This window comes from uncultured Sphingomonas sp. (assembly GCF_964244235.1).
Taxonomy (GTDB): Bacteria; Pseudomonadota; Alphaproteobacteria; order Sphingomonadales; family Sphingomonadaceae; genus Sphingomonas.
This window is the reverse complement of record NZ_CAXTII010000088.1, coordinates 1-10900: the sequence shown is the minus strand read 5'-3', so window position 1 is coordinate 10900 and position 10900 is coordinate 1. Positions and strand designations below refer to the sequence as shown.

11 protein-coding genes and 1 pseudogene are annotated in these 10900 nt (G+C 66.9%); 4 read left to right on the top strand and 8 right to left on the bottom strand.

Annotated features, from left to right (window positions below; genetic code table 11):
• The 4 genes and pseudogenes from ACFE7D_RS12520 to ACFE7D_RS12505 all read right to left on the bottom strand — a co-directional run.
• Positions 1-248 (bottom strand): annotated as a pseudogene (locus tag ACFE7D_RS12520) (DNA recombination/repair protein RecA); the annotation flags it as partial.
• Between the two features lie 119 nt (positions 249-367).
• A complete protein-coding gene (locus tag ACFE7D_RS12515; RefSeq protein WP_375395751.1) occupies positions 368-1213 on the bottom strand; it encodes a 4-(cytidine 5'-diphospho)-2-C-methyl-D-erythritol kinase in 846 nt (281 codons plus the stop codon).
• Positions 1214-1221: 8 nt separating this feature from the next.
• Positions 1222-2757: a tetratricopeptide repeat protein gene (locus ACFE7D_RS12510; RefSeq protein WP_375395750.1), complete on the bottom strand. Its 1536-nt coding sequence runs from the start codon at positions 2755-2757 to the stop codon at positions 1222-1224.
• A gap of 22 nt (positions 2758-2779) precedes the next feature.
• Positions 2780-4438 carry an electron transfer flavoprotein-ubiquinone oxidoreductase gene (locus tag ACFE7D_RS12505; RefSeq protein ID WP_375395749.1) on the bottom strand — a complete coding sequence of 553 codons (1659 nt, stop codon included), beginning with the start codon at positions 4436-4438 and terminating at the stop codon, positions 2780-2782.
• 113 nt (positions 4439-4551) lie between these two features.
• Between ACFE7D_RS12505 and ACFE7D_RS12500 the strand changes: the two genes are divergently transcribed.
• Genes ACFE7D_RS12500 through moaB form a run of 3 tightly spaced genes read left to right on the top strand, consistent with a single transcriptional unit; the run spans position 4552 to position 7641 of the window.
• Complete coding sequence (locus ACFE7D_RS12500; RefSeq protein ID WP_375395748.1) at positions 4552-5304, top strand: uracil-DNA glycosylase; 753 nt, start codon at positions 4552-4554, stop codon at positions 5302-5304.
• A complete protein-coding gene (locus tag ACFE7D_RS12495) occupies positions 5301-7124 on the top strand; it encodes a transglycosylase SLT domain-containing protein (protein WP_375395747.1) in 1824 nt (607 codons plus the stop codon). Before ACFE7D_RS12500 ends, ACFE7D_RS12495 begins: the two co-directional genes overlap by 4 nt.
• The gene (moaB, locus tag ACFE7D_RS12490; RefSeq protein WP_375395746.1) at positions 7114-7641 is read left to right on the top strand and encodes a molybdenum cofactor biosynthesis protein B; all 528 of its coding nucleotides are present in this window, start codon (positions 7114-7116) and stop codon (positions 7639-7641) included. Before ACFE7D_RS12495 ends, moaB begins: the two co-directional genes overlap by 11 nt.
• A 10-nt stretch (positions 7642-7651) precedes the next feature.
• Here the strand turns inward: moaB and ACFE7D_RS12485 are convergent, their stop codons facing one another.
• From ACFE7D_RS12485 to ACFE7D_RS12475, 3 genes are all read right to left on the bottom strand, one after another.
• Positions 7652-7792 carry a hypothetical protein gene (locus ACFE7D_RS12485; protein ID WP_375395745.1) on the bottom strand — a complete coding sequence of 47 codons (141 nt, stop codon included), beginning with the start codon at positions 7790-7792 and terminating at the stop codon, positions 7652-7654.
• On the bottom strand, positions 7792-7920 hold the full coding sequence (locus tag ACFE7D_RS12480; RefSeq protein WP_375395744.1) for a hypothetical protein: 129 nt from the start codon (positions 7918-7920) through the stop codon (positions 7792-7794). The genes ACFE7D_RS12485 and ACFE7D_RS12480 overlap by 1 nt, the downstream gene beginning before the upstream one ends.
• A 373-nt stretch (positions 7921-8293) precedes the next feature.
• On the bottom strand, positions 8294-8629 hold the full coding sequence (locus ACFE7D_RS12475; RefSeq protein ID WP_375395743.1) for a VOC family protein: 336 nt from the start codon (positions 8627-8629) through the stop codon (positions 8294-8296).
• 52 nt (positions 8630-8681) lie between these two features.
• Between ACFE7D_RS12475 and ACFE7D_RS12470 the strand changes: the two genes are divergently transcribed.
• A complete protein-coding gene (locus tag ACFE7D_RS12470; RefSeq protein WP_375395742.1) occupies positions 8682-9752 on the top strand; it encodes a PA0069 family radical SAM protein in 1071 nt (356 codons plus the stop codon).
• Positions 9753-9903: 151 nt separating this feature from the next.
• Here the strand turns inward: ACFE7D_RS12470 and rutA are convergent.
• A partial coding sequence (rutA, locus tag ACFE7D_RS12465) for a pyrimidine utilization protein A (protein WP_375395741.1) occupies positions 9904-10900 on the bottom strand: 997 nt, incomplete at its 5' end.

Genomic DNA, 10900 nt, shown 5'->3' with positions numbered 1-10900 from the left:
CCGTAAATCTCGATCACGCGGCCGCGCGGCAGGCCGCCGACGCCGAGCGCGATGTCGAGGCCGAGCGAGCCGGTCGAGATCGTCTCGACCTGCATCGTCTGCTTGGACCCCAGCTTCATCGCCGAGCCCTTGCCAAACGCGCGATCGATCTGTGCAAGCGCGGCGTCGAGCGCCTTTTGCCGATCCCCGCTCGCCTTTTCGTTTGCTGTCGCCATACCGCTATCGATTACCTTGAGACTGGCCGCCATTGGAGCATCCTCGCTAGAGCAACTGCGTCGAGCCTTCAACGCCTGGGCGTGCTGTACCGCATTCGTTCTGCCAGAACAAGAGCGGAACATAATGACTATCGCATCGGATTTGACAGCGATCAGACGAGTGAGGAAGCGAGGTGCCACCAGCCCCGTGCCACGGCTCGTGCCGCTATAGCATCGCGCGCCGCAACGTCGTCGAACAACGCAAAGCAGGTCGCGCCCGATCCGGACATGCGCGCAATCGACACGCCCGGTGCCGCTTCCAGCATTGCCAGCACGGCATCGATCGCGGGTGCCAAAGCGCGGGCGGGGACGGCAAGATCGTTGCGGCCGGCACGCGCACGGTCGAGCAGCGCGCCGCCTGAAATCGCACCGCGATCGACCCCGTCCCAGGCGCGGAACACCGCCGCGGTCGATACCGCGACGCCGGGATTGACGAGCAGCACCGGCATTCCCGGCAGCCCATCGATCGCAACAAGCGCGTCGCCGCGGCCAGTGCCCAATACGGTCTCGCTGCGCAGGCAAGCGGGGACGTCCGCACCCAGGTTTATCGCGATCGCGATCAATTGGTCGTCGTCCGATGCCACGCCATGAAGCCTCGCCAGCGCGCGAAGCGTCGCGGCGGCGTCAGCCGATCCGCCGCCGATACCGGAAGCGATCGGCAGGCGTTTGTCGAGAGCAATGGCGTGAGGTTGATCGATGGCGAAGCACGAAGCGAAGGCGTCGGCGGCATCCGTCACCAGATTACCGCTCCACAACGCGCCCCCGGCAGAGGGTGGCGACAATATACCGGCGAACGGTCCGGTGATCGTAAACCGGTTCCGCTCCGCAGCCTCCACCGTCACCACATCGCCGTCACGGCAGAAGGCGAACAGCGTTTCGATGTCGTGATAGCCGTCGGGTCGGCGGCGGCGGACATGAAGTGCGAGGTTGATCTTGGCCGGGGCCGGTTCGACGATCACGCGGGGGATCAGGGCCGCGCGCGGGGCGGCGTGCCGTCGGCAATTTTGCCCGCCAGCCGCGCCTCGTCGGTGGCGGGGGCGGTGACCGTCGCGGCGCGCCAGGCGTAGCGCGCCTCGTAGCGGCGACCGAGCGACCAGTAGATGTCGCCCAGATGCTCGTCGATCTCCGCATTGGTCGGCTCCCCGACCGCCGCCCGTTCGACCAGCGGGAGCGCCCGCGCGGTATCGCCGCTGCGGAAATACGCCCAGCCGAGTGAGTCCGCGATCGAATCGCCGTCGGGTTCGAGCGCCCACGCGCGGGCCAGCAAGCGCATGGCCGCCGCGGCGTTTTCGCCATGCTCGATCCGCGCATAGCCCAGATAGTTGAGCGCGAGCGACTGGTCGGGTCCGAGCGCGACCGCTCGCTCCAGCGCCGGTTCGGCGTCCGCCCAGCGACCCGCCCGGTCGAGTGCAGCACCATATTGCAGCCAGTCGCGCCAGGTCGCGCCCGGGCGTTCGGCCAGGCGACGGAACCAGGGGGCAGCCTCCGGCTCACGCCCGGCTTGCACGAGCAGGTCGCCGTAACGCTGCCAATCGTTCGTCGTGGAGTCCGCACGCACCGCCGTTGCCTGAGCGACAGCCAGCGCCTCCGCACCGCGCCCCGCGGCACCCAGGATCACGATCCGCGCGGTCGCCGCGCTCTCGGCAAAGGGGCCGGTCGGCGCGATCCCGTCCAGAACGGTGAGCGCGGCGCGCTGTGCCGCTTGCGACGACAGCGACAACGCGAGCAGCAGGCGCGCGCGGTCGTTCGTCGGATCCGCGCGCAATGCGGCACGAGTCAGGGCGATCGACAGCGGCGACGGCTCGGCGGAGGCCAGCTCTCCAGCGACGCGGGTCAGCAGCCACGACACGCCGAAGCCTAGCGTCGGGCTGGCAGGCGCGGCAAGTGCAACCTCGTCGGGCGCAAGCAGGTTGCGGGCGCGGGCACCCTGCCCCGCCCCGACGAGCAGCCGCGCCGCCGCCGCGCGCAAGTCGAGCGCGGCCCCTGCCCCACCAAGCGCGGTCAGCGCCGTCATGCCCTCATCGACATGCCCGCCCGCGATCGACAGCAGCGCGTGCGTCTCCACCGCGAAGCGCCGTGCGGCGGGATCGGTGGACGTCGAGGCGGATGTCGGCGCGCGCTTCGCGAACGCGGTCCATTGGGTCAGCGCGGGGACAAGCAGTCCGAGCGGCGTGCCCTTCATCCGCGCGATCGCCGCATCCGCCGTCGCGGGGTCGTTCGCCCTCGCCGCGATCGCCAGCGGGATCAGCGCGGTATCGGCGGGCGCGACGCCCGCCCGGTCCAGGACGATCGCCGCCCGCAATGCCAGCGCATCGTCGCCGGCGGCCAACGCCGATCGATAGGCGCGGATTGCTACTACCGGATTGTCGGGGGCCGCCGTCAACGCCCGGGCGTAGTCCGCCGTCGCGATATCCATATGCCCCGATGCCGACGCCGACCGCCCGCGAAGATAAGCGGCGACGTCGTTACCGTCCGCCAGTGCCGGGGTCGATGCGAGCATCATACCGGCTGCAAGCAAAAGGCGCTTACATATTGGGATAATTGGGGCCCCCGCCGCCCTCTGGCACGACCCAGTTGATATTCTGCGTCGGGTCCTTGATGTCGCACGTCTTGCAGTGGACGCAGTTCTGCGCGTTGATGACGAACTTCGGATCGCCGACCTCCTCACCGACGATCTCGTACACGCCCGCCGGGCAATAACGCTGTGCGGGCTCGTCGTACATTGGCAGGTCGTAGTCGACGGGGATGTTCGGATCGCGAAGCGTCAGGTGGACGGGCTGGTCTTCCTCATGATTGGTGTTCGAGATGAAGACCGAGGAAAGCCGGTCGAACGTGAGCACTCCGTCGGCCTTCGGATAGACGATCGGCTTGACCAGATCCTTGCGCCACAGGCTTTCATGATCCGGATGGTGGTGCAGCGTGAACGGCATTCGGATACCGATATGCTCCGCCCACATCGTGATTCCCGACAATATTGATCCTAAAAAGTCGCCGAACCGCTTCACCAGTGGCACGACGTTGCGGACGACCGACAATTCCTTTTTCACCCACGACGCATCGAATGCCGCCGGATAGGCGACCAGTTCATCATGGCTCCGCTGCGATACGATCGCGTCGACCGCAGCGTCGGCGGCCATCATTCCGGACTTCATCGCGGTGTGCGTGCCCTTGATCCGCGGGACGTTGAGGAACCCGGCGCTATCGCCGATCAGCGCGCCGCCCGGGAAGACCAGCTTCGGGATCGATTGCAATCCGCCGTCGCTGATCGCCCGCGCGCCGTATGACACACGCTTGCCGTCCTTCAGCAACGCCGCGACCTCGGGATGCGTCTTCCAGCGTTGCATCTCCTGGAACGGCGACAGATACGGGTTGGTGTAGCTCAGCCACGTCACGAAGCCGATCGAGACCTGCCCGTTCGCCTGGTGATAGATCCACCCGCCGCCATTCGACCCCTCGGTCTCGTTCAGCGGCCAGCCCTGGGTATGGATTACCCGGCCGGGGGAATGCAACGCGGGGTCGATGTCCCACAATTCCTTGACGCCCAGGCCGTACACCTGCGGGTCGCTGTCCTTGGCCAGATCGAACGTGCGGATGATCTCCTTCGACAGATGTCCGCGGCATCCTTCGGAAAAGAAAGTATATTTAGCGTGGAGTTCGAGCCCGGGCGTGTAATCTCCCTTGTGCGTGCCGTCGCGCGCGACGCCCATGTCGCCGGTCGCGACGCCCATCACCCGGCCGTCGTCGAACAGGATCTCGGCGGCCGCAAAGCCGGGAAATATCTCGACGCCCAGTTCCTCCGCCTTCCCGGCCAGCCAGCGGCACAGATTGCCGAGGCTGCCGGTGTACGTCCCCTTGTTGTGGAGGAAGGACGGGGTCAGCAGGTGCGGCAGGTTGACCTTGCCCTTGCGGTTGAGCACCCAGTGATGATTCTCGGTCACCGGCACCTCGGCGAGCGGGCAGCCATCGGTCCGCCAATCGGGCAACAGCTCGTCCAGCGACTTCGGATCGATCACCGCGCCGGACAGGATATGCGCGCCGACTTCGGAGCCTTTTTCCAGGATGCACACGGAAATATCCGCGCCCTTATCTGCCGCTTGCTGCTTCAGGCGGATCGCGGCGCTGAGGCCGGCTGGCCCTGCACCCACGATCACCACGTCGTAGGGCATCGACTCACGTTCGGTCATCTTTCTCTCCGAGGGCCGGCTCCCGTCGGTCGGGCGCACGCCGGCAACGTCCTGTCCAATAAGCCGATCACGCGAATTGACCGCCGCGTCAACCGTTTGCCTTATACGAGGTGATGGGGGTTTATCCGCAACATGACTGGCAGTCGGTCGCCGCCAGCGCGCTGGACTGGTGGCGCGACGCCGGGATCGACACGCTTGTCGACGACCTGCCGCGCGACTGGTTCGCCGTGCCAGCGGTCGCAGTTGCACCGCCCGTCGCGGTCACTGCCGAGCCTGTCTCGGCCCAGCTGCCGGCGAACGTCGCCCTGCCGGCCACGCTCGCCGCGTTGCTCGAATGGCGGCTGGGGACCGACGCGCCGGAGGCGAGCTGGTCCGGCATCTCGATCGCGGCGAGCGGTCCCTTGGATGCGGCGGTCATGGTCCTTGTCGATTGCCCCGACCGGGAAGACGGTCCCGCCGCGACCATGCTGAGCGGCGCGCCTGGTCGGTTGTTCGACCGAATGCTCGCGGCGATCGGTTTGTCGCGCGAGACTGTCCACTTGACCGCCGTCTGCGCGCGCCGACCCGCAGCGGGGCGTGTCGACCCGACCGTCGAGGCCCGGCTGGCGGAGATCGCGCTCCACCATGTCCGGCTCGTCGCGCCCAAACGGCTGTTGCTGCTCGGCAATGCGGCGAGCCGTGCGATCCTGGGGACGGATGCCGCCAATGCGCGTGGTGGTTTACGCAATCTTAACCACGACGGTCCGAACAAGAACGATGACATCGGGATCGTCGCGAGTTTCCACCCGCGGTTCCTGATCGAGAAGCCGGCGCTGAAGGCGGAAGCCTGGAAGGATTTGCAGATGCTGACACGGGGCCTCGCATGAAGCACGCCGCAATCGCAGCGATCTTCGCTTTGTTGCCCATTCCAGCCCTTGCGGTTGAGCCTGCGCCGACGCCGGTGGATGTCCGCCTGACCGCGGCGACCAAGGCCGAACCCATCCCCGCATTGCTCGATCCCGGCCAGCGCGCTGGCTACCGCGCGGTGTTCGCGGCGATCAGGGCGCAGCAATGGACCGATGCGCAGATCGGGCTCGATTCGATGAAGCCCGGGCCGCTGCACGCGATCGCGCGCGCCGAATTCTACACCGCCAGGGGATCGCCCAAGGCAACCGCCGAGCAACTGACTGCGCTGGTCAACGAAGCCCCCGAGCTGCCCGAAGCGGAAGCGCTGGAGCGGATCGCTCGCACGCGCGGCGCGACCGAGCTGCCGCCCTTGCCGACCGCGCAGGCGTTGATCTGGCAGGACGGTGCCCCGCGTCGCGTTCGTGCGAAAACCATCAAGAGCGACCAGGTCGCCGCCGATCTTGCCCAGCGCATGCAGCCGCTGGTCAAGGCGGACCAGGGCCAGGCGGCGCAGGCGTTGCTGGAGTCGATCAGCGGCCTGAGCCTAGAGGCGGCTACCGAATGGCAGCAGCGCGTGGCGTGGATGTACTATCTCCAGGGCGACGACACCAACGCGCGGGCGGAGGCGATGAAGGCCGCGGACGGCACCGGCGATTGGGCCATCCAGGGGCGCTGGGTCGCGGCGCTTGCGACATGGCGGCAGCATGACTGCGCCGCGTCGGCGAGCGCGTTCGAAGGCGTCGCGGCGCGCGCCACCGACATCGATCTTCGCGCGGCCGGGCTATATTGGGCGGCGCGCGCGGACATGGTCTGCGGCCGACCCGACCGGATCGAGGCGCGGCTGAAATCGGCGGCGCAGTTCGGCGAGAGCTTCTATGGACAGCTCGCACGCCAGGCGCTCGGCATGCACGACCGCGACCAGCTGACCGGGCTGGTCGCGACCGACTGGATGGCGCTCGACCAGCGACCGAATTTGCGAGTCGCTGCGGCACTCGTCGAAGTCGGGGAGAGCGAACTGGCGGACGACGTCATCCGCCAGCAAGCGCGTATCGGTGCCCCTCGCGAATTCGGTGCGCTGGTCCGCGTCGCCGAATCGCTCGACCTGCCGGCGACGACGATCTGGCTGGCGCATAACTGTCCTGCAGGCGTCGTCGCAACGGCGGAGGCGCGCTATCCGACGCCGAACTGGGTCCCGGACGGCGGATGGCGGGTCGAGAAGTCCTTGGTCTATGCGCACGCGCTGGAGGAATCGCGCTTCCGGACAAAGGCGCTCAGTCAGGCCGGCGCTTATGGGCTCATGCAGATCATGCCCGCCGCCGCGGTCGATTATGGCCGCGAACGCGGGATCGCGGTCGATCGCGGTGCGCTGACCAAGCCGTCGACCAACATGGATATCGGGCAGCGTCACCTTGAGCGGTTGCGGGATATGGCCATTACCGGCGGCCTGCTGCCGAAGGTCATCGCCGCCTACAACGCCGGGCCGAAGCCGGTCGGCGAGTGGAACGCGGCGATCCGCGATGGTGGCGATCCGCTGCTGTATATCGAGAGCATCCCCTATTGGGAGACGCGTGGCTACGTCACCACGGTACTTCGCAATTACTGGATGTACGAGGGTCAGGCGGGGAAGAAGGCGTCGGTCAGCCGCGCCGCGCTGGCACAGGGGATGTGGCCACGCTTCCCCGGCATGGCGGGCGCGACCGCAATTCGGCTGAACGCGGCACCCGATCCCCGAGCCAGCGCGAGCGCAGCGGCGGCGACCGCGCCGGTGTCGCCGCAGGGGGCTGTGCAGCGTGCCGATTGACGAGACGCGGACCTTCGTCCGCGTCCGTATCGCCGTCCTGACCGTTTCCGACACGCGTGGCCTCGCCGAGGACCGGTCGGGCGATACGCTGGTCGAGCGGTTGCAGGCGGCGGGGCATGTCCTGGCCGACCGGGCGATCGAGCGTGACGATGTCGGCCTCATCGTCGAGCGACTGCGCCCCTGGATCGCCGATCCGACGATCGACTGCATCGTGACCACCGGCGGCACCGGCGTCACTGGCCGCGACGTGACCCCCGAAGCAGTCGAGCAGGTCGCGACCAAGATGATCCCCGGTTTCGGCGAACTGTTCCGCTGGCTGAGCTTCGCCAAGATCGGCACCTCCACCATCCAGTCGCGGGCCTGTGCCTGCGTGGCGGACGGCACGTACGTGTTCGCGCTGCCTGGATCGACGGGGGCTGTGAAGGACGGCTGGGACGGTATCCTGCGCGACCAGCTGGATAGCCGGCATATGCCGTGCAACTTCGTGGAGCTGATGCCGCGGTTGATGGAGCGGTGAGGCCCACTCGCTATCCGGCATGGACCAGCGCCGTCGCGTAAGGTGCGATGACGCGCCACCCCAGCATCGAGTATAGCGAGCGGCCGTCTTCGGTAGCGACCAGCAGTTCCGGCGACGTCCGGTCCCGGACGCTGCCATGAAGTGCCGCCATCACCGCGCACCCCAATCCCCTGCGGCGATGCGCGGCCGCGGTCCGATCCGGTCGTAGACGAACGCATTGTGCGTCTCCGCCCCGAAACCACTCGCCGCCAGTTCGCCGCCATCCGCAAGGATGCGCACCCGAGTGATACCGGCGTCCTGCTCTGTTTTCGCCGCGTAACCCATCGGAAGCGAACGCTCCCCAGCGGCTCCGTCGCCATCATGAAATAGCTGGGTGGCTGCATCGCCCACCGATCCGGCAGTACGGCGCGTAATTCGTCCGTCGTCGTACACGCCTTCAATATAAATCCGGCCGCATCGATCGCCTGCCCAAGGTCGACCAGACCCTCTTCGATCCCCGCGAACACCCGGCGTTTCAGTTCGGTGCCCAAATTCGTATCGACCCGCAAGCCGCCTCGATCGGGGACCGGCGCCGGCAGACCGCGGGCGATCGATCGCCCACAAAGCCACGCCTGCAACAGGGCGGCAAGGTCCGTGTCCCCGGCGATATCCCTCACTCCACCTCCATTGCCGCCAGCTCATGCCCATCGGGATCACGAAAGTGAAACCGCCGCCCGCCGGGGAACGCGAAGATCGGCTTCGTGACGGTTGCACCTGCCCCCTCCACCGCCGCCAGCACCGCGTCGAGATCGTCGACCGCGATCACCGCCAGCGGCGCGGCGGTCTGTTCCGCCGTGTCGGCCTGCAATCCCACATCCGTGTCGCCGCTCATCGTCGATGCATAGGTCGGTCCGAAATCCGTCAGGTCCCAGCCGAACGCCGCAGCGTAGAACGCCTTGCTCGCGCGCATGTCCGCCACCGGCAGTTCGAGATACGCCAATCGTGCCATCGCAACCTCCAATGTTCTTTATACGTTCTACGTTGAAGCGTAGGACATTGCAATGGCCAAAGCCCGACCCGTCCGCGGCGCAACGCTGAACCGCGAGAGCGCGCGGTTCAACCTGCCTGCGACCGAGGCGGACGGCGACTGGTTGGATGCGCAAGGCGATATCGACGGCGCGCCCGCCCCGCGCCGCACGACGGTGACGGTCGAGCATCCGCGAACCATCATAAGTCGGAACACGTCCCCCGACATCGGCTTCGACCGCTCGATCAACCCGTATCGGGGATGCGAGCACGGCTGCATCTATTGCTTCGCCCGACCCAGCCATGCGTTCCACGACCTGTCGCCGGGGCTGGATTTCGAAAGCCGACTGTTCGCGAAGCCCGATGCGGCGGTCCTGCTGCGCGCCGAACTCACCAAGCCCGGCTACGAGGTCCGTCCGATCGCGCTCGGCACCAACACCGATCCCTACCAGCCGATCGAGACCGACTGGCGGATCACCCGCGGCATCGTCGAGGTGCTGAGCGAAACGAACCATCCGCTGACGATCACGACCAAGTCCGACCGCGTGCTGCGCGATCTCGATTTGCTCACACCCATGGCGGCGAAAGGCGTCGCCGCGGTGACGGTGTCGGTGACGTCACTCGACCCGAAGATCGCGATGACGCTGGAGCCGCGTGCGCCGCATCCCGAACGCCGGCTGACCGCGGTGCGGCGGCTGGCGGATGCGGGCGTCCCTGTCCATGTCTCGATCGCCCCCGTTATCCCCGCGATCACCGATCACGAGATGGAGCATATCGTCGAACGCGCCGCCGAGGCCGGGGCGCGTGGCGTGTTCTTCCTGCCGGTCCGTTTGCCGTACGAGGTGGCCCCGCTGTTCCGCGCCTGGCTCGACGCGCATTTCCCGGACCGGGCGGGCAAGGTGATGGCGACGATCCGGTCGCTGCGGGGCGGCCGGGACAACGACCCGCATTTCTTTACCCGGATGAAGGGGCAAGGGCCGTGGGCGGACCTGATGCAGACACGGTTCCGGCTGGCGTGCCGCAAGTATGGACTGGAGCGGGAGCGCATCGCGTTGCGGACGGACCTGTTTCGCGCACCGATGGGGGCGCAGGGGGAGTTGTTCTGATCCATCTCCTGCTCCTCATTCCAAACCCGTCATCCCGGCCTTGGCGCCGGGGTCCATGGTGCCGCGAGCGGGTAGCTAGAGCCTCTCGCCTAAAGCCCGCCCCGCGATGGACCCCGGCACAAGGCCGGGGTGACGGCGTGTATTTGCGACATCATCCCCCGACAACCCCTGCCCGGCACCTCATCAACGGCTGTATCCGCGTCCCGAACGCATCCACGCCTTCGACGAAATCATCGAACGTCAGCAGCACGCCGCCGGTGTTCGGTACCGTCGCCATTTCGTCCAGCATCCGCGCGACGCTTTCATACGAACCAACCAGCGTCCCCATGTTGATATTCACCGCACCCTCCGGCGCGGCGAGTTGGCGGACATTGGTGTCCGTGTTCACCGTGTCCTTCGCGCCCTGATCGGCGAGCCACGCGATCGCTTCGACATCGACGCCGTCGTTGTAGGCGTGCCATCTCGCCATCGCCGCGTCGTCGGTCTCGGCGGCGATCACCATGACGAGGACGAAGACCGATACCGCCCGCCCGGCCTTCGCGGTGGCCTTTGCCAGCCGCTCGTTGTTCGATGCGAAGGCGGTCGGCGTATTGACCCCCTTGCCAAGGCAGAAGGCATAATCCGCCCATTTTGCGGAGAAGGCGAGGCCGTCGTCGGATGATCCGGCGCAGATGATCTTCATATCGCCCGTCGGTTTCGGTCGGACGCGACAGTCCTCCATCGTGTAGTATTCGCCCTTGAAGTCGCTGACCCCGGTCGCCCAAAGTTCGCGCAGGATGTGCGCATATTCGTCCAGCATCTTGTAGCGATTGCGAAAATGCTCGTCGCCGGGCCACAGACCCATCTGGGTATATTCTGGCGGTTGCCAGCCGGTGATGAGGTTCAGCCCGAACCGGCCATGGCTGATCGAATCGATCGTGTTGCACATCCGCGCGGCGAAGGCGGGCGGGATGACGAGCGTTGGACAGGTCGCGAAGATCTTGATCTTCTCGGTCACTGCGGCCAGCCCGGCCATCAACGTGAAGCTTTCCAGGCCGTACTCCCAGAATTCGGTCTTCCCGCCAAAACCGCGCAGCTTGATCATCGATAGCAGGAAGTCGAATCCATATTTCTCCGCCGCCACCGCGATGCGTTTGTTCAGGTCGAAC